The sequence below is a fragment of the Alsobacter sp. KACC 23698 genome, from assembly GCF_045348435.1.
Lineage (GTDB): Bacteria > Pseudomonadota > Alphaproteobacteria > Rhizobiales > Beijerinckiaceae > Alsobacter.
The window spans coordinates 2,784,757-2,801,692 of sequence record NZ_CP157484.1 but is presented as its reverse complement, the minus strand read 5'-3'; the positions used below and the strand labels follow the sequence as shown (position 1 = coordinate 2,801,692).

General features: G+C 65.6%; 27 protein-coding genes. 26 read left to right on the top strand and 1 reads right to left on the bottom strand.

The window, feature by feature from the left end; translation table 11 throughout:
- Positions 1–5 precede the first annotated feature (5 nt).
- The 8 genes from ABEG18_RS13100 (at position 6) to ABEG18_RS13065 (ending at position 4,218) form a co-directional block, all read left to right on the top strand.
- Positions 6–212: a hypothetical protein gene (locus tag ABEG18_RS13100; RefSeq protein ID WP_406858499.1), complete on the top strand. Its 207-nt coding sequence runs from the start codon at positions 6–8 to the stop codon at positions 210–212.
- Positions 213–215: 3 nt separating this feature from the next.
- On the top strand, positions 216–602 hold the full coding sequence (locus ABEG18_RS13095; RefSeq protein ID WP_406858498.1) for a DUF4054 domain-containing protein: 387 nt from the start codon (positions 216–218) through the stop codon (positions 600–602).
- Complete coding sequence (locus ABEG18_RS13090) at positions 602–1,072, top strand: hypothetical protein (RefSeq protein ID WP_406858497.1); 471 nt, start codon at positions 602–604, stop codon at positions 1,070–1,072. Before ABEG18_RS13095 ends, ABEG18_RS13090 begins: the two co-directional genes overlap by 1 nt.
- Positions 1,073–1,080: 8 nt before the next feature.
- Positions 1,081–1,362 carry a hypothetical protein gene (locus tag ABEG18_RS13085; RefSeq protein ID WP_406858496.1) on the top strand — a complete coding sequence of 94 codons (282 nt, stop codon included), beginning with the start codon at positions 1,081–1,083 and terminating at the stop codon, positions 1,360–1,362.
- Entirely contained in the window at positions 1,359–1,739 is a 381-nt protein-coding gene (locus tag ABEG18_RS13080; RefSeq protein WP_406858495.1) for a hypothetical protein, read from the top strand. The genes ABEG18_RS13085 and ABEG18_RS13080 overlap by 4 nt, the downstream gene beginning before the upstream one ends.
- Entirely contained in the window at positions 1,717–2,286 is a 570-nt protein-coding gene (locus ABEG18_RS13075; RefSeq protein WP_406858494.1) for a hypothetical protein, read from the top strand. Before ABEG18_RS13080 ends, ABEG18_RS13075 begins: the two co-directional genes overlap by 23 nt.
- Before the next feature lie 4 nt (positions 2,287–2,290).
- The gene (locus ABEG18_RS13070; RefSeq protein ID WP_406858493.1) at positions 2,291–3,718 is read left to right on the top strand and encodes a DUF3383 family protein; all 1,428 of its coding nucleotides are present in this window, start codon (positions 2,291–2,293) and stop codon (positions 3,716–3,718) included.
- A gap of 98 nt (positions 3,719–3,816) precedes the next feature.
- On the top strand, positions 3,817–4,218 hold the full coding sequence (locus ABEG18_RS13065; RefSeq protein ID WP_406858492.1) for a phage structural protein: 402 nt from the start codon (positions 3,817–3,819) through the stop codon (positions 4,216–4,218).
- Here ABEG18_RS13065 and ABEG18_RS13060 read toward each other — a convergent pair.
- A complete protein-coding gene (locus ABEG18_RS13060; protein ID WP_406858491.1) occupies positions 4,215–4,568 on the bottom strand; it encodes a hypothetical protein in 354 nt (117 codons plus the stop codon). The two genes, ABEG18_RS13065 and ABEG18_RS13060, sit on opposite strands and share 4 nt — an antisense overlap.
- A gap of 39 nt (positions 4,569–4,607) precedes the next feature.
- Here ABEG18_RS13060 and ABEG18_RS13055 point away from each other — a divergent pair, with 39 nt between their 5' ends.
- From ABEG18_RS13055 to ABEG18_RS12970, 18 genes are all read left to right on the top strand, one after another.
- Positions 4,608–4,994 (top strand): phage tail assembly chaperone, encoded by a 387-nt coding sequence (locus ABEG18_RS13055; RefSeq protein ID WP_406858490.1) that lies wholly within the window; start codon positions 4,608–4,610, stop codon positions 4,992–4,994.
- A 56-nt stretch (positions 4,995–5,050) separates the two neighbouring features.
- Positions 5,051–5,209, top strand: coding sequence for a hypothetical protein (locus tag ABEG18_RS13050; RefSeq protein WP_406858489.1), 159 nt, complete (start codon positions 5,051–5,053; stop codon positions 5,207–5,209).
- A gap of 12 nt (positions 5,210–5,221) precedes the next feature.
- Positions 5,222–7,288 (top strand): hypothetical protein, encoded by a 2,067-nt coding sequence (locus tag ABEG18_RS13045; protein WP_406858488.1) that lies wholly within the window; start codon positions 5,222–5,224, stop codon positions 7,286–7,288.
- Positions 7,285–7,818, top strand: a complete 534-nt coding sequence (locus ABEG18_RS13040) for a phage baseplate protein (RefSeq protein WP_406858487.1) — start codon at positions 7,285–7,287, stop codon at positions 7,816–7,818. Before ABEG18_RS13045 ends, ABEG18_RS13040 begins: the two co-directional genes overlap by 4 nt.
- The gene (locus ABEG18_RS13035; protein WP_406858486.1) at positions 7,818–8,138 is read left to right on the top strand and encodes a phage baseplate plug protein; all 321 of its coding nucleotides are present in this window, start codon (positions 7,818–7,820) and stop codon (positions 8,136–8,138) included. Before ABEG18_RS13040 ends, ABEG18_RS13035 begins: the two co-directional genes overlap by 1 nt.
- The gene (locus tag ABEG18_RS13030; RefSeq protein ID WP_406858485.1) at positions 8,135–9,004 is read left to right on the top strand and encodes a phage protein; all 870 of its coding nucleotides are present in this window, start codon (positions 8,135–8,137) and stop codon (positions 9,002–9,004) included. The genes ABEG18_RS13035 and ABEG18_RS13030 overlap by 4 nt, the downstream gene beginning before the upstream one ends.
- A complete protein-coding gene (locus tag ABEG18_RS13025) occupies positions 9,004–9,660 on the top strand; it encodes a Gp138 family membrane-puncturing spike protein (RefSeq protein ID WP_406858484.1) in 657 nt (218 codons plus the stop codon). The genes ABEG18_RS13030 and ABEG18_RS13025 overlap by 1 nt, the downstream gene beginning before the upstream one ends.
- A 1-nt stretch (position 9,661) precedes the next feature.
- Complete coding sequence (locus tag ABEG18_RS13020; protein WP_406858483.1) at positions 9,662–10,036, top strand: hypothetical protein; 375 nt, start codon at positions 9,662–9,664, stop codon at positions 10,034–10,036.
- A gap of 7 nt (positions 10,037–10,043) precedes the next feature.
- A complete protein-coding gene (locus ABEG18_RS13015) occupies positions 10,044–10,943 on the top strand; it encodes a hypothetical protein (protein ID WP_406858482.1) in 900 nt (299 codons plus the stop codon).
- On the top strand, positions 10,943–11,635 hold the full coding sequence (locus ABEG18_RS13010) for a DUF2612 domain-containing protein (protein ID WP_406858481.1): 693 nt from the start codon (positions 10,943–10,945) through the stop codon (positions 11,633–11,635). Before ABEG18_RS13015 ends, ABEG18_RS13010 begins: the two co-directional genes overlap by 1 nt.
- A 10-nt stretch (positions 11,636–11,645) precedes the next feature.
- The gene (locus ABEG18_RS13005) at positions 11,646–12,200 is read left to right on the top strand and encodes a hypothetical protein (protein ID WP_406858480.1); all 555 of its coding nucleotides are present in this window, start codon (positions 11,646–11,648) and stop codon (positions 12,198–12,200) included.
- Between the two features lie 8 nt (positions 12,201–12,208).
- A complete protein-coding gene (locus ABEG18_RS13000; RefSeq protein ID WP_406858479.1) occupies positions 12,209–12,841 on the top strand; it encodes a hypothetical protein in 633 nt (210 codons plus the stop codon).
- A gap of 1 nt (position 12,842) precedes the next feature.
- Entirely contained in the window at positions 12,843–13,100 is a 258-nt protein-coding gene (locus tag ABEG18_RS12995; RefSeq protein WP_406858478.1) for a hypothetical protein, read from the top strand.
- Positions 13,101–13,108: 8 nt separating this feature from the next.
- Entirely contained in the window at positions 13,109–13,465 is a 357-nt protein-coding gene (locus tag ABEG18_RS12990) for a hypothetical protein (RefSeq protein WP_406858477.1), read from the top strand.
- Complete coding sequence (locus ABEG18_RS12985) at positions 13,462–14,691, top strand: hypothetical protein (RefSeq protein WP_406858476.1); 1,230 nt, start codon at positions 13,462–13,464, stop codon at positions 14,689–14,691. Before ABEG18_RS12990 ends, ABEG18_RS12985 begins: the two co-directional genes overlap by 4 nt.
- The gene (locus ABEG18_RS12980) at positions 14,688–15,173 is read left to right on the top strand and encodes a hypothetical protein (protein WP_406858475.1); all 486 of its coding nucleotides are present in this window, start codon (positions 14,688–14,690) and stop codon (positions 15,171–15,173) included. The genes ABEG18_RS12985 and ABEG18_RS12980 overlap by 4 nt, the downstream gene beginning before the upstream one ends.
- Before the next feature lie 77 nt (positions 15,174–15,250).
- Positions 15,251–15,586, top strand: a complete 336-nt coding sequence (locus ABEG18_RS12975) for a hypothetical protein (RefSeq protein ID WP_406858474.1) — start codon at positions 15,251–15,253, stop codon at positions 15,584–15,586.
- Positions 15,587–15,632: 46 nt separating this feature from the next.
- The gene (locus tag ABEG18_RS12970) at positions 15,633–16,910 is read left to right on the top strand and encodes a hypothetical protein (RefSeq protein ID WP_406858473.1); all 1,278 of its coding nucleotides are present in this window, start codon (positions 15,633–15,635) and stop codon (positions 16,908–16,910) included.
- Positions 16,911–16,936 lie beyond the last annotated feature (26 nt).

Here is a 16,936-nt window from a genome sequence, read left to right as displayed (position 1 = left end):
CTCGCATGGCTCAGATCACCAACAACGCCAAGGGCGACCGCGTTCTGCCGAACGGCCAGACTATCCCGGCCGGCGCGACGGTCGAGGTGAAGGACTTCGACCAGCACAGCGATCACCCGATCGTAGCCGCCTGGGTCGAGGACGAGATCCTCACCGTCGCCAAGCCGAAGGCCGAGAAGGCGGACAAGCCCGCTGCCCAGAGCAAGGCCTGACCCGTGACCTATACCGCCCCGACCGCCGCCGACCTGCAGGAGCGCTATCCGGAGTTCGCCTCGGTGAACTTCGACCGGATTGCGCTCGTCCTGGACGAGGCGGCGGCCGAGGTGGGTGACACCTGGATCGAAGCAGACCGCCGGCCCGCCACCCTGGCGCTCGCCGCGCATCTGCTCGCGGCCGAAGGCGCGCTGAGCGAGAACCAGACGGTTGGCGCGAGCCTTCCAGGCGAAGTCGTCGGCATCAGGGTGGGCGACGTGCAGACCACGTTCGCGAAGCCCGGCGCTACATCGTCCGGCGTCTCCGCAGAGGACTTCGGCTCCACCGTCTACGGCCGGCGTTTCCTGATGCTCCGGCGACGCAGTTTCCCCGCCGTCCTGGCCGTCTGATGCAGATCCGCGCCTCCATCAAAGTCCAGCGGCCGGGTGACGCCAAGGCGAAGCTTGAGACCATCGCCAAAGGCCTGCGGGGGCCCAGCAAGGTCAAGGTCGGCTTCCCGGCTGGAAAGGCCCCTGGCGACCTGATCTCGATCGCCTACTGGAACCACTTCGGCACCAGCCGCGGAATCCCGCCACGCCCGTTCATCACTACTGCGATGTTCAAGGGCCGGGGTGAGCTGCGCTCCTTCATCACCGCGGAAGCCAAGAAGATCGTATTCGCCGGTAATCCGACGCCGATGCGCTACGCCCTGCAAAACCTCGGCATGAAGGGCCAAGACATGGTCCAGATGCAGATCCTGTCGAACATGCCGCCCCCGAACGCACCCAGCACCGTCCAGCAAAAGGGCTCGTCCCGCACGCTGGTCGACACCGGCCGCCTGGTCGGGTCCGTGACCTGGGCCATCGACACCAAGCTGTGAGGCCGGCCATGAAGCTCCTGACCAACCTGCGTGATTACGACCTGCCTGTCGGCGGCGGGCGCGTCATCCGGGCAAAGGGCTCGCTTCTCGTGCCAACGGTCCTCGCCGCCCAGCCGCATATCGGCGTGCTGACGACCGCCGGCGCGCTGACGGTTGCCGACGCGCCGAATCCGGCTGAGGATGCTGCCCTGGCGCCCGTTCACAGTTCGGGGGAGGCCGAAGCTCCGGCCGTCACGACCCCGCCTCCCGCCACGCCTCCTTTGCCCAAGAAGCGGCGGAGGACACGGTGAACCTATCGGCGGCGTCCCGCGCCGTCCTAGCGCTTGCTAAGCCCGCCACCCTGCGCCGCTTCGGCGCCCGCCAGCGCAATCCGAACGGCACGTTCAGCGATCCCGTCGCGACCGAAATCCCTATCCAGGCCGTGATACAGGCGCCCAGCGAGGGCGACCTGCGGCAGGTCCCAGAGGGCGAGCGCTCCGAAGCCTGGGTGACGATCTGGACCCCCACCGAACTGCACACCGCCAGCGAAGACAGCGGGGCTCTCGCCGATGAGATCGAGAGCCCACGGGGCGAGCGCTTCAAGGTCTACCGCGTCGCTGTGCGCGAGGAGGGCGGCTTCACCCGCGCCATCGGAAGGCTGACCCATGACCGAGGACGCCGCGTTTGACCTGCTGCAGGCTTACCTGACCAAGGTCGACGCTGACGCCGCTGCGATCACCCCCGAGCGGGTCGGCCTTGTCGAAATCAACCGGGCCCACCAGAGCGCGCCACGTCCCGCATCCGGCGCCTACGCCGTCATCTACCTGCTCACCGATCGCGATCTCCTGGAAGTCGACTGCGAAGTCTACGAGGACCGCACCATCGGCGGCGAACCCCGGGTGGTGATGAAGAAAGCCCGCGGCATCGAGTGGCTGTTCCGGCTCGAGGTCTTCGCCAGCCGGCCCACGGATTGCGCGCGCCTATTTCAGGCGGCGCTGCGCTCCGCCCACGCGTCCGTCGAGCTCAGCCCTCTGGTGGTGCGCCAGGTCGGCGAAATCACCCGCGTCCCCGAGCTGAAGCAGGAAGGCTGGGAGGGCAAGGCGGCGCTCGACATCGCCCTGGCCGGCATCGCCATCGACAACCTGCTCGTCGACGTCGTCGAGAGCGGATCCATCACCTTCAAGGGCCTGGGCGGGGCCGACGTGAACCGTCTTCTGACCTTCGCAAAGGATTGATCTCATGGCTGCACGCCTGCCGTATTCGCGCGTGGTGGACGTTTCCCTCACGCGCCAGGACCGCTTCGCAACGGCGAGCGGCTTCTCCGTCCTGCTGATCGTCAATCCGACGGCAGTGGCCGGCGTGGTGGACGCCACGACGCGGACGAAGGTCTACGGGGACCTGCTCGAGGTGGCGGTCGACTTCGCCTCCAACACGGCGGCCTACAAGGCGGCGGCTGCGGCTTTCTCTCAGAACCCAAGGCCCCGGCAGGTCAAGATCGGCTATCGCAACACCGCGAACCCGATCACGGACGAACTCAACGCGATCTACGCCTATGACCCGGACTTCTATTGGCTGGGCTTCACGGCGGAGGTGCGTGACAGCGCCGACGCGCGGGCTGCGGCCGACTGGGCCGAAACGAAGTCCATCCTGGCCGGCTTCGAGACCAACGACATCGACACCGAAACGCCGACGGCTATCGCGGACACGTCCACCGCGGTCACCATGACAATCGCCGCACCGGGTGTCGTCACCTGGACCGGTCATGGGCTGTCGGCCAACGATCCCGTCTCGTTCACCACGACAGGCGCCCTGCCCACCGGTCTCACCGCCGGCTCGGTCTATTACGTCCTGGCGCCGAGCACGAACAGCTTCACGCTCGCGGCCACGCCCGGCGGCAGCGCCATCGCGACCACCGGGACCCAGTCCGGCACGCATACCGGCACCGCTCTGAAGTTCGGCGGCTCCTTCGCCGAGTACATCGAGAGCAAAAGCTACGACCGCTCCTTCGCCTTCTACCACACGGACGCGGCGCTCTATCCGGCCATCGCCTTGCTGGCTTACTGCTCAACCCGCGATCTCGATCGCTCCAACGGTCGGGCCGCGCAGGCGGGATCGATCACGAGCGGGAACGCCTACACGGCGAAATTCAAGAAGTTGGCCGGCATCACTCCGGTCAACAAAGGCTCGGCCGCCGTCCAGGCGATCACCGGCTTCATTCCTGGCCTGGGCGTCGACGCCTCGCAGGGCCATGCAGCCAACACCTATGTCGACATCGGCGGACTGCCGATGGTGGTTGAGGGCACGGTCGGATCGCACGCCTTCATCGACGAGGTTCATGTCGGCGACTGGCTGGTGGCCCGCACCCGTGAGGCGGTTCTGTCGACCCTCGCGAACAATGCGCGTGTGCCCTACACCAATCCGGGCGTAGCGATCCTCACCAACGCCATCGACGGCGTGATGCGCCGGGCCGTGGCGGCCGGCGTTGTGGCCGGCGACATCGGCGACGACGAGGACAGCTTCCTTCCCGCCTACTCGATCGAGGTGGACCGGGTGGAGAACATCCCGGCCAGCCAGCGGCGCAATCGCATCGCACCCGATATTCGGGTCGATTTCCGGTACGCCGGGGCGTTCCACTACGCGACCGCCAGTATTTTGATGCGGTTTTAGAGCAACTCACCGCAATCCGTTGTAGTTAACGAAGAAAGGACCCCTTGATGTCCGACGCATGCCCTCCGCTCACGCTCTTCTCGTTCAAGAACGTCGCCATGACCATCGACGATCGTCCTGTCATCGGGTTCTGGGAGGGCGACGACGCTGTCGTGATCGAGCGCAACACCGATCTTGGCACGCCATTGACCGGCGCCGACGGCGCGTCCGTGGTGTCCATGACCGCCGATCAGTCCGCCAACGTCACTCTGAAGCTCATGGCCAACTCGGCGATGAACCAGTATCTGGCGCAGAAGGTGAAGCTGATGCGGGCAGGATCTCAGAAGCTGATCAGCATCGCCGTGCGCGATACCTCGACGGGCGAGGGCGGCGGCTGCACTGCGGCAGTGATCATCAAAGAGCCGTCGGTGAGCCTGGGCGCATCCGCATCGGAGCGTGAATGGGTGTTCTTCTGCAATTGTTGGCAGACGAACGACATCACCTACGCGCCGGCGGCTTAGGCCGCTCGCGGCAACTCTCGGCTGGGGTGAGGGTACACGACGCGCGTCGCCGCGGCGGCGAGGCGGTTCTCGGTGTCGCTGCCCATGAAGCGGTAGCCGCGCTCAACCAGCCCTCGGGTGTACTGCCGGTTGTAGAAGAAGGCCCAGATCAGATTAGCGATGAAGTTGCCGGCGCCCACCGTTGCGGCCGCGACAAGCATCAGCACGATTAGGGCGACGACGAAGGTCTTCCAGTCGCCGCGGAACGCGGCTGGAAGCGGCCCCCAAAATAAGACCGTCCACGAGAAGCCGTAAAAGCCGGTCTCGCGCAGGCCGGTGCTGTCGTTCTGCATGGGAATTGCGGTCGCCACGGGCCTCTCCAGATTCGCTTTGCACCATAAAGGATGCAGATGGCTGAAAAAAAGATTGCCAACCGGACCTACCGTTACGACCGCATGCCCGCCGACCAGGGCCTGCGCATGCTGCTCCGTCTCCTCAAGGTCCTCGGCCCGGCCCGAGGCATCATCGAAGCGATCGCGGAGAGCGACGAGGCCGAGCGCGACGCCAAAGCCATGTCTGCCATCGGCGACTTCATCGGGGAAATGGATAGCGACGCGGTCTATTCCATCGTGATGGACATGGTGAAGCAGGTCCGGGTGGACGGAGAACTTGCGGTGCCGGGCGTGATGGATCTGCAGGAGCTGCTCCAGGTCGCGATGTTCGCACTGCAGACGGAGTTCGGCAGTTTTTTCGCCGACGGCGCGGGATCGGCCCTCCTGAAGGGACGGGCGGCGTAGGGCTCAATCCCGACGAGATCCGCAAGGTCGCGCCGAACCTCATCGACGAGATGCTGTTGTGGCGGCCCGTGATGGCCGAGCCGCCGCTGTGCACGATCCGGGACGTTCGCACCGTGCTGACGCTGGACGACGTCTTCGACCTCAACGAAATGCTCGACCTCCGCGAACATGCGACGGCGAAAGCCATGCAGAACGCCGAGCGGGGCAGGCGATAGCGGAGCCCTTCATTGGTCATTGAAGAGCTGATCGCCAAGCTCGGCTTCGAGGTGAGCAACCTCGACAAGCTGAAGGGCGTCTCCAAGGCTTTCGAGAAAGTCCGTGACGAGGTCTCCAAGGCCGGCGGCCCTGTGCGAGAACTCGCGCGCGCCGCCACCACGGCCGCGTCCAGCGCCATGGCGGTCGCTGCGCCCATGCAGGCCGTCGCTGCCGCCGCGACGCTCGTGGGCGGCGCGGCCGCAAAGGCCAAGAGCCCGCTCAAGGGAGTGGGCGTTGAGGCGAAAAAGACGTCAACCTCCGTCGTGGCGCTGGCAGCCGGTTCCAAGGTCCTTTCCGGCGCGATGACTGCTCTCAGCGCAGTCGGCCGGATCGCCTGGGCGGCGTTGCGCGGTTTCGCGATCGTGCTCGCCAGTCTGGCGGGCGTCGCCGTCAGCGCGGCCGCTGCGCTGGCCATTCCGGTGGCGATGCTGGCCAAGATGGGCGCCAGCGCTGCGTCCGCACGCCGCGAGATGCAGCTGCTCGGCAAGTCCATGGGCACTAAGGCCCAGTCGCTGGACTCGCTCGGGACGTTCTTCGAAAAGCTGACCTTCGAAAAGGGGGCCGAGAAGGCCCAGGAGATGGTCAAGGCTCTCGATGAGCTGATCAAGAAATCGCGCGAGGGCGACGAAGCGGCCCAGAAGACGCTGCGCGAAGCGGGGATCCGGAAAAAGGATCTGACGAACCGGGACGGCTCGCCGCGCGACCGCTCCGAAATCGCGCTCCAGGGCGTCCTGGAATACGAGAAGCGGGTCAAGGCCGCCACATCGGCCGAGAAGACCGCCAGCGCCGCGCAGGCGGCAGCGGATCAGGCGAAGGCGAGGCGCGACAAGAACGCGACCGCCCTGCAGCGCAAAGCCAACGCCGCAAAGGCGAAGGTGCCCGAGCTGAAGGAGCGAGCCGGCAAGACGGCCGAGGGCCTCGGGGTCGACGGGCTGGACCGGGCCCGTCTCGACCGGGCCATCGCCGAAGGGAGCCTCGCAAAGACGTTCAGGGACGCCACGTCCCAGCGCCCGACCCTGTCGAACGCCGAAGAGGAGCGGCGCGCCAAGGTCGGCAAGATGAATGACGACCTGGCGTTCGTGATCGGGTCGCTGAAGACCGGCATCGGCGAGCGCCTGACCGAGCTGGGCGTCACCATCGCCGAAAAGGTTCTGCCGCCGCTGCTGAGCTTCGCCGAGACCCTCCTGGCCTTCGCCAAGCGGTTCGGGATCATCAAGCAGACGAAGGAAGAGGCCGACTCCGAGGCGCAGGGTAAGATCGAGGCGAACCGCCAGCAGCAGATGCTGCAGCAGTCTAAAGAAAACGATCGCCTGCCGAACGCCCGGCGGCGTCTCGACGAGCTGAGGGCGAAGCCGAAAACGCCTGCGACTGAGCTCAATATTCAGCGTCTTGAGGAGCTGATCCAGACCCTCGAGCAGGTGCAGCCCGCGCCGGAGCCCACGGCTCAGCCGGAGCGGACCCCGCTTCCTCCTGAGCGACCCGACAGCCTCAAGCCGCGCCCGGAACCGTCTGCGCGCGAGCCGGCGGTGCCGAAGAAGCCCATCATCGACGGGGCGAGGCCATCGGAGAACATCGAGGATCGCCGCGGCCAGTCTGCACTGCCTCCGAAGACGATCTGGGAGCGGATGCGGGACGGGCTGGGCAAATGGGTCGGGAACGGAGCTAGTGCGTCCAGCGAGGGCGCCGTGAGCCGCGAGCCGCTCGATGGCGCGGAGATCGGCCGGGCGGCTGCTCAGCCAATCGCCAACTCGATCACCGAGGCGCTGGGCTTCCTCAAGGAACTGCCCGCGATCCAGCACGAGGTGAAGCCGGAGACCTCGGCCAGCAAGATCATGAAGGCAGCCGAGACCAAGAACGAGACCAACAACGACAACCGCAAATACGAGGACATCGGCAACGATCACCGGACCATCACCAACAGCGTGACGGTGAACGCCAGCGGCCTCGATGAGGTCGCCGCCAAGGTGAAGAGCGCCATCCTGGGCACGATCACCTCCAAGGGCGCGAACACCTCGACCGGAGCCCTGACTTCGCCATGAGCATCCTCCTGTCGCGCAGCATCGGCGGCGTCTTCGTCGACGTCGTCATCTCTGAAGAGCACACAAGCGAAATGGAGATCGCCGAGCATCCGGTCGAGCAGGGCGCCAAGATCTCCGACCACGCTTGGCGCACGCCGCGAAAGCTGAGGCTGGAATCGGTCGTCGACAGCTCGCGGGCCGTGGCGTCGTTCAATGCGCTCCTGGCGCTGCAGGCGACAGCCGAGCCGTTCTCGATCGTCACCGGCCTGACGGTCTATTCCAACATGCTCATCAAGAGCCTGGTCGCCACCCGCGACAAGGAAAAGGCCCGGGTGCTGTTCTTCACGGCCGACCTGCAGGAAGTCATCATCGTCAACACGGCCGAGAGCTCCGGCCAGAGCGGCGGTCAGGGCTCCGGCTCTGAAACATCGGAGGACGGCGCGCAGGGCACCACCAGCCGGGGCCAAGTGCAGGCACGGTCCGTTGACACTTCCAGCCTGTCCAGCTCCCAGGCGACGCGCCTGCTCGACGGCGCCGTGGGGGCCGACTGATGGGCACGTTCCGCGAACTTCCGATCATCTCGGCCCCATCGCAGCGCTTCACGACAGTCCTCATGGATCGCCGCTGCGACTTCCTGGTCGAGTACAACGGCACGACCAACCGGTGGTCGTTCTCGCTCGACGTGGACGGGGTTCCGGCTCTGGCCGGGCGGCGCATCGTCGTCGGGGTGGATCTCCTGTCACCTTTCGTGCTCGGCGTCGGTCGGCTGATCGCCTTCGACTGGGAGCAGGGGGCTGAACCTGGCCGGGACGAGCTGCCGGCCGGCAAGGTGCGGTTGCTCCACTACGATCCCGAGGACGACGCCGCATGAGCCGGCAGTGGAAGCGCGTCGTCAGCCTGACCATCTCGGGCAAAGGCGGATCCCTCACGGTGGACCAGCTCAAGATCGAGTTCTCAGCAGCCATGAGCATCGGCTCAAAGCAGAACACCGCCACGATCTCGATTTGGAACCTGACCAAGTCGCACCGCAAAATGCTGGGCGAGGAGTTCGACAAGATCGAGCTGAAGGCCGGCTATGAGGGCGGCCCGATCGGGACCATCTTCAAGGGCGACATTCGCGACGTCACCACGACCAAGGACGGCGAGGCGGAGGTCAAATCCGAGCTCGACTGCGGCGACGGAGACGAGGGCGTCAACAAGGGCGCCATCTCCGAGACAGTCCCAGCCAAGACGAAGCCCAAGGCCATCATCGAGAAGCTGGTCAAGAAGATGCCGGGCGTCACGCTGGGCCAGATCAAGGGCCTCGATGATCTGCCCGAGACCAAGCGCTCGACCACGCTCTTTGGCTGGGCGTTCCGCGAGCTGGACGAACTCGGGCGCCAGCACGGGTTTTACTGGTCCATCCAGAACGGGCAATTCGAGGCTGTGAAGGCTGACCAGCACCTGGGCGACGCCACGGTCATCTCGCGCGAGACCGGCATGATCGGGATCCCTGAGATCACCGACAAGGGCATCAAGGTGAAGGCGCTGCTCAATCCGAACGTCGCGCCCAACCGGCTCGTCGACGTGCGGTCCGGGTTCCTGGACGAGGAGAGTGGCCGCGACAAGCGGGCCAGCGACGAGGGCGGCGGGCTGTTCCGCGTGTCCTCTTGCACCTTCTCCGGCACCAACCGCGGGACCGAGTTCTATGTCGACATCGAGGGCAATCGCGTGCAGGGCGAAAAGGTCGTGAAGTGATGGCCGGACATCAGGGCACGTCCACCCGCAAGGACCCTCACGAGGCTCTCGCCGCCATGATCGAGGCGGAGCGCCGCGACATGCACACCTCCCTGCCGGGGCAGGTTGTCGACTACGACGCAAAGACCCAGACCGCGACCGTGAAGCCGCTCCTCAAGCAGACCTTCGCCGGACAGGAGCTGCAGGCTCCCGATCTGGTCAAGGTGCCGGTGGCGCATCCCCGCGCCGGCGGCTTCATCCTGCACAAGCCCCTGAAGAAGGGCGACCAGGTTGTGCTCCACATTCCGTCCCGCTCGATCGAAGACTGGGACACGGAGGGCAAGAGCGTCGATGGCGCGCCCAAGCGCATGCACGACCTGTCCGACGCCATCGCCTATCCCGGAGGCTATCCCAGCTCCAAACCGGCGAAGGTGCCCGAGAAGGGCGTCTATTTCGGCAAGGAAGACGGCAAGAACGGCATCACCATCAGCGAGGATGGCCGGCTCGATTTCAAGATCGAGGGCGACTCCGTGTTCAAGGCCATCGCCGACCTGATCGGGGAGCTCACCAGCATGAAGACCGTCGTCTCGTCCGGATCGTCCACCGGGCTCTGGTCGCACGACAAGATCGCCGCCCTGACCGCCATCAAGGGCCGCGTTGAAAAGCTGATGGTCTGACATGGCCGACGTCACCGGCCTCTCCATCCTGCCCCATAACGACGTGCATCTCGACGAGAGTGGCAACCTGGTCATGGCCGCGGATGCGCAGGCGGTCGGGCAGCACGTGCGCCAGCGCCTCATGTTCTGGCGCTCAGAGTGGTTTTTGAACACCGCCGCCGGTATTGACTGGACCCGCTACGTGCTGGGCCGGCCGCCGTCGGATCAGCCCATCGCCGAAGCGATCATCAAGGCCGAGATCCTGGCCACGCCAGGGGTCACGGAGATCCTCGAGTTCGACGTCTCCGTCGACCGGGCCGGCCGCGGGCTGAAGATCAACCGCGTCGTGCTGCTCACCAGCTTCGACGACGATCCCGTCACCCTCACCGTCAACTGAGGTCCGCATGGCTTATGGCGTGACGCCGGCCGGCTTCGTCCGCAAGCGGCTTCCCGAGATCCTTGGCGAGCTGGAGGCCGCCATGGTGGCGGCGTTCGGGCCCGGGGTCGTCCAGACCGCGCAGTCGCCCCTCGGCCAGCTCAACGGCCTCGTCGCCGACCTCTCCAGCAAAGTCTGGGAGGTCGGGGAGGACGCCTACCAGTCGTTCGACGTCGACCAGGCCGAGGGCCCGCGTCTGGACATGCTGGCCAAGCTGCGCCGGCTAGCGCGGCCCGACGGCGGAGAGGCGGATCCGGACTTCCGGCTGCGGATCTCCAACCAGGGCCAGACCGACATCTCCACCACGCGTGTCTTGGCGCGGCTCCTGGCGCTCGATGGCGTCAGCTGGTCGTCGGTCCGGATCAACGCCGGGGACAGCGCGAACGCGCTGGGCGTCCCGCCTCACTCGGTCGCTTACGCGGTCGTAGGCGGGGACGATGTCGAGGTCGGGACTGTCGTCTACCAGGAGACGGTGGGCGGCATCACGCTACACGGCAACACTGAGGTCGAGATCGTCGCCGACGGCTTCTGCCAGCTCGTGCGCTTCATCCGCCCCGTTGACGTGCCGATCACCGTGGAGATCGACGTGCGTCGTCTGCCCGACTCCTGCAACTGCGCACCGCCGTCTGTCGGCACGATCGCTGCGACGGTGGCCGCCGCCTTCGCCACGTCTTGCGGCTACCGCAACGGCGACACCGTCACGGCCAAGCGCGTGCGCGCCGAAGCCGCCCGGGTGCAAGGCATCGAGGTGGACGCCGTGCGCATCGCACGCGGGCCGGCCCTGACCGTCGAAGAGGAAGTTCACACCACCTTGTTCGAGCGGCCCCTCATCCTGCTGCCCAACATCGCGGTCCGGTACGTCGACTGATGGCCTGCACCGACACCCACACCCTCGTCGAAACCGAGATCGGCAAGGTGGCCACCCAGTACAGGGAGGCGACCCGGTTTCTCGCGATGGCCCGCGCGTATCTGGGCCAACTGGCCGAAGCGCATCTGAGCTTCTGCGAGATCCTCGACCACTTCGACATCGACACGGCCGTCGGCGATCAGCTCACGATCATCGGCAAGGCGCTGGGCTGGCCTCGTTGCCACTGCGCCGGCCAGCGCCGGCCGGTGTTCGGCTTTGACTGCTCAACGCCGTCCTGTGACGCGCCCGCCGTGCCGGTGGCCGGCTTCTGCGAAGCGGAGTGGGACTGCGGCGGTCCGGACTTCATCGAGTTCTGCTTCACCGACGACGAGCTGTACCGGCGGTTTTTGAAGGCGCGCGTCATCGCGCTCACAGGCGACTACCGGCGCAGCGGCGTGACAGCGGCCAGCCGGGCCCTGTTCGGCGAGCACGCCGCCATCCTGCGCGAGACGCCGGCGGTGCTGGTCATCGCCACCGGCCGGCTGCTCTCGCAAGTCGAGATCGCAATCGCGCATCTGTTCGGCCAGGTGATGCCCGTCGCTCCCGGAGTGCGCCTCAAAATCTGGCAGTCGCAGGGCCCCGCCTTCGGCTTCGGGGCCGGCTGGGGCGGCTTTTGCGCCGGCGCCTTTCCATCCCCCATCGCTCTGAACTGACGAGGCGAGAATGGCCAATATCTTCACCCCCGTCTGGGCTGTGGACGGGGAAATCGAGACGCCGTCCGAGGCGGAGATCCGCAAGGGGTTCGCCTGCGGCCCCGCCCGGCCCGGCGTCTTCAACTGGCTGTTCCAGACGCTCGAAAGCACCATCAACGCCCTGAACCTGGGCGACATGGCCTCCAAGTTCCGGCAGATCGCCACGACCGAGGGGATCCAGGGCGGCGGCGATCTGGAAGCCGACCGCACGCTGCGCCTGGACATCAGCGGGCTTCAGGAGGCGACCGACATCGCCAACGAGGATCTGGTGGTGATCTTCGATGCGGATGTCGGCTCGCACCGGAAGATGACCCGTCAGAATTTCGCGGCTGGACTCGGTGGCGACGGCGGACCGATCGGCGGCGCCAACATCGGGACTGGCAACGGATCCGTGTTCGCATCCCTGTCCGGCTCCACCCTGCAGTTCCGGAAGATTAAAGACGGCGGCGGCCTCGGGGTCAGCACCGTCTCCAACGACGTCGTCATCGCTATCGCCGACATGGGCGCAGAACTCTCCGTCGAATAAGGACCGCCATGGCCGCCCTGGACCTCGCCATCGACAAGCTCGTCACCAGCTCGACGGGCAATCTGAAGGACGCCAAGCCCCTGGACGCACGCGATTTCGCGATCCGCGCGCTGAAGGACATGGGCTTTTCCGCCGTCAGCATCGGCAACACCGCTCCGGCCGACAAGGCGGTGCTCTGGTGGCACAAGGACGTTCGCACCGCCAAGCGCTACGACGCCGTTCTCGCCAACTGGTACCCGCTCACTCCCAACCAGCACGCCATGCACCTCGTGCACCGTGTGGTGAAAGGCGCGGTCACCGAGATCAATCTGGAAGCCGGCGACCTCTTCGTATTCTGGGACGTGTCGCTGGGCGAGGCCAAGGTGATCTCGCGCGAGAGCCTGATGAACGCCCTCGGGGCAGTGCGCACCATCACAACCAACCAAGGCGTGAAGGGCGGCGGTTCACTCGCCGCGGATCGGACCCTGTCGCTCGACGTCACTGGCCTGACCGCGAAGGCATCGCCCAGCCCGGCCGACGAGGTCGCAATCTACGACGTGGCGGGCACGACCAACAAGAAGATCACCATCGCCAAGATGGCCGAAGCGTTGGCGATCTCCGACTACCTGCATTCCGAAATGTTCTTCCTGGGGATGATGTGAAATGGCCCGGACAGTCCTTAACAAAAACATTGGCTACACGACGCCTTACACGATCCCTGCTGGAAAATATGCGGTCTTCAAGGCGTTTCCGGTGGCCAATGGGAGCGGCTCGGCTGTGGCGATCGGCGGAGTCATGGTTGGACTGGTGCCGAGCGACGGTCTTGGGCCGCTCACCGCCACGGCGGGGGACACTCTCACGGGCGGGGGCGAGTTCACGGCGGGCTATGGGATTTCCGGCTTTCTCTACGACCTGCCCTGAGGGCCCGCATGCTGACCCAGATCGACTACCTGGTCCGGGCCAATGAGGTCTGGCGCGAGAGCTTCGCCGTTCAGAGCGGTGATCCGCCTGAGGCCGTCGACCTAACCGGGTCGGCGTTTCGGGCGCAGCTGCGCTCGTCGGAAGGCGCACTGCTCGTCGTGCTGGACGCCAGCACCGGCAACGGCCGGTTGCAGATCTCCGATCCGCCGACAGACGGCATGGTGTCGTGGAACGTACCCGTCTCGGTCCTGCAGAACCTCGAGCCCGGGGACTACGTCTACGACGTGGTCTGGACCGATGCGGGCGGCGTTCCGGACACAATCATGGCCGGCGTTGTCACCATCGAACGAGGGATTACGCGATGACCGCCCCGAACGTCCTCGTCACCCGTGCGGGCCCGCCAGGCCGCAGCATCGAGCTTCGCGTCAGCGGCGGGCAGATCCAGTGGCGCGTGACCGGCGATGCATCCTGGACGGATCTGATCGCCACCGAGGAGCTTGTGGGCGAGACCGGCGCTGGCGTCGAGCTGCGCGCCACCGCGTCGAAGATCCAGTGGCGCGCCATCGGCGAAGTCAGCTGGATCGACATCGTGGCGCTTGCTGACCTGCTCGGCCCGCCCAACACGCTGACGATTGGCTCTGTCACGACCGGCAGCGCGGGTTCATCGGCGTCGGCCAATATCACCGGGACCGCGCCGAACCAGACGCTCAACCTGACGATTCCCAGGGGCGATCCAGGCCCAGTCGGGGGCGGAGATATCATCGGTCCGGCGTCCTCGACGGACAACCATGTCGCGCTGTACAGCGGGTCAACAGGTAAGGCTTTGAAAGACGGAGGCGCGCTTGGATCCGCTGCCTTCGCCGACACGAGTTCATTCGCCCCGACATCGCACACGCATCCAGCGTCTCAGATCAGCGACGCGAGCCCCAACGGGCGGTCGCTCATCACTGCCGCCAACTATGCCGCAATGAAGACGCTGCTGGCGCTGGTGAAGGGCGATGTTGGGCTTGGCAACGTCGACAACACGAGCGATGCAAATAAGCCGGTCTCGACGGCTCAGGCGGCGGCTATCGCGAGCTCGCCAGGCCTTGCCCTTCTTTCCACGCAGACGATAGCGAGCGCCGTCGCATCGGTGGCCATCACGGCGGGCATTACCAGTGCGTATGATGAATACGAGATCCACCTTGAGGATCTGGCTCCTTCGTCCGGCGCTGTCACGCTGAACCTGACTTATTCGGCGGACGGCTCGTCCTACGTTGGGTCTTGCAGATTCGGTTATGCGCTAGGCGCTTCCGACTCTTCTACGATCCTGACAATCAATAACAATGGTGCAAGCGCTATCGCGCTCTCCGGCATCAACAACGTGGCTGGCGCTGTGAATGGCGTGATCCGGCTGCAGAAGCCGTCTGCGGCGCAAGGCCATGTCTTCGACGTTCGTGTCAACTACCTGAACTCGACCCCGGCCTTCGTCTATGTGTGCGGCTCGGCGCGCGAAACCACCGCCGCCGCGATCACGGCCCTCAAATTCGCTTTCTCATCCGGCAACATCGCCTCCGGAAAAATCCGCCTTTACGGAGTGAAAACCTCATGACGATCCGCCCCAACAAGATGGTGGACGGCGAGATCGTCCCTCTTAGCGATCCCGAGTGGGCCGAGTACCAGGCGGCTCTGACACCCTCGCTCGACCAGCTGAAAGCAGCGAAAGCCAGCGCCGTCGACGCGTTGCGCGATGGGCTGCTGGCGAGCGGGTTCTCCTGCGACTTCGGCGCCGCCGGCGTCCACGTGCTTCAGACGCGTGGCAGCGATGATCGCGTGAACTGGCTGACCTCGCAGGCGGCGTACACCGCCATGGTGGCGGCAGGGCAGGGCGACTCTCCTGGCGCTGTGTTCAGGTCCGCGGACAATCAGACGTTCACTGTCACCTTCTCCGAAGGGCTTCAGGCTCTGCTCTCCATGGCGAGTTGGGGCGCCGCGGTCTACCGGCGTTCCTGGGAGCTCAAGGACGCCGTCGCAGCGGCTGCTGACGCTTCTGCGCTGGACGTAATCGACATCGCCGCAGGCTGGCCGGCTTAGCCGCGAACCCTCCTTTTTCCACCAGATTTGATCGCTTGACCGCCTCTCGCCGGGCGGCTTCGTCATGGAGTGAGCTCATGCAGACGTTCTTCGACAACGTCACCTATGGAACGACCAAGGCCCCGAATGCGCCGATCGCTACGGATTACGTTGATGCCCGTGTGCTCGGCGCCGGCGCCAGCGAGGCGCACCCAATTCCGTCCGGCGCCCAGATGGTCAATTTCAGCGCGGACGGAGACTTCTTCGCCAAGTTCGGCACAAGCATCGTGACGGCCGCCGTCCCAGGCGCAGACGTGGCCAACGGCAGCGCTTCCATGCTCAACCCTGGCACGCGGCGGATTCCGGCGGGCGCCACGCATATCGCGCTCATCGCATCGGCGGCCCGCGTCGTCACCCTCGAGTTTTGGGGCTGATGCCATGAGGGGGCTTGAAAGTCGGCTCTCAGGGCGAGGGTCTCTGATGTTCATCTCGCGGCGCAGGCGGAGCGGGTCGGTCGCCGTCAATCCCAACCTTCTGGCGATCCCTGACTCGACCAACTACACCAAGTCGGGGTCGTCTTATCTGGCCTACGCCTCGCCGTGGGGCAAAGGCGCGCTGGTGCAGGGGACCGACTTCACCGACACCATCACGGTCGATACGGTCAACTTCCCCAACAACACCGCCATCGCCATGTCCTGGCCGGCGACGCCCGCCGCGTCGGGCGTTTATGGCTATATGGCTGTCAGCTTCGGCAATTACGACGGCGGCGCTCCATCCGTGGCCGTGACGCCGGTTCAGGTCGACGCCCTCACGACCTTCTCGCAAAGCTGGAACGTGACGGTCGGCAGCGGTGATTACGGCGGCCTGACCGAGTTCTACCTGACCACGACCTCGGGCCAGGACACCTTCAAGACGCACGAGATCGGCTTCTTCTTCCACCCCAGCGCGGCGGTGATCTCCTATTTCAACTCCGCCACGCTGGTCGGCTCGCACGTCAATGGCGGCGTGACGTGGAATTGCCGCCAGATCGCCGATGGGGTCACTGGCCGCGATGTGATGTTCATGGCCTCCGGCAACGTGGACGTCGCCAGTTGCACGCTCGACATCAAGTCGGCTCTGGCGTTCCTGAAGACCAACAGCGTCATCACAGGCAGCGAGTGGGTCAACGGCGCGGCGCTGGGGTCTGAGCCGCGCTCGGGCGCTGGTAGCATGACGATCAATTCGCTGTCCTACACGCTCAGCGGTTCGGCTGTGACCAATCTGGCCGGAACAAGCATCGCCGCTGCGCCATGGTCCCCCTTGGGCAACGCCACCGTGATCAATGGCGGCTTGGCGACCCAGGCGATCAAAGAAACGGCCACAACCGCAGACCACATTGTGCGCGCTGGGGTATCGAAAGCGGCGTCCGTCAAGAGCTATCGGCTGCAGTTCGACGCCAAACCGGACCTTGGGCGCTCATGGGTCCAGATCAATTCTTATAATTCAACCTTCGGCGCTGGCGCACGCGGCAACTTCAACCTCTCTGGGGCTGGCGTCCTGGGTGACTTCTACGCCTACGGGACATTCGTTAGTAACGCAAAGTCCATCCTGGCGCTCGCCAATGGCTACTATCGCTGCACGATGGAATGGACTCACGACGACGACACCGTGATCAACCTCGATATCATGCCCGGAACGGCGGACGATACGAGCAACTATCTCGGCGACGTCACCAAGGGCGTGACCATCGCCAACGTCCGGCTTTACGAGATCCCGTGATCTGACTACCGGGCGAAAGCCCTCCG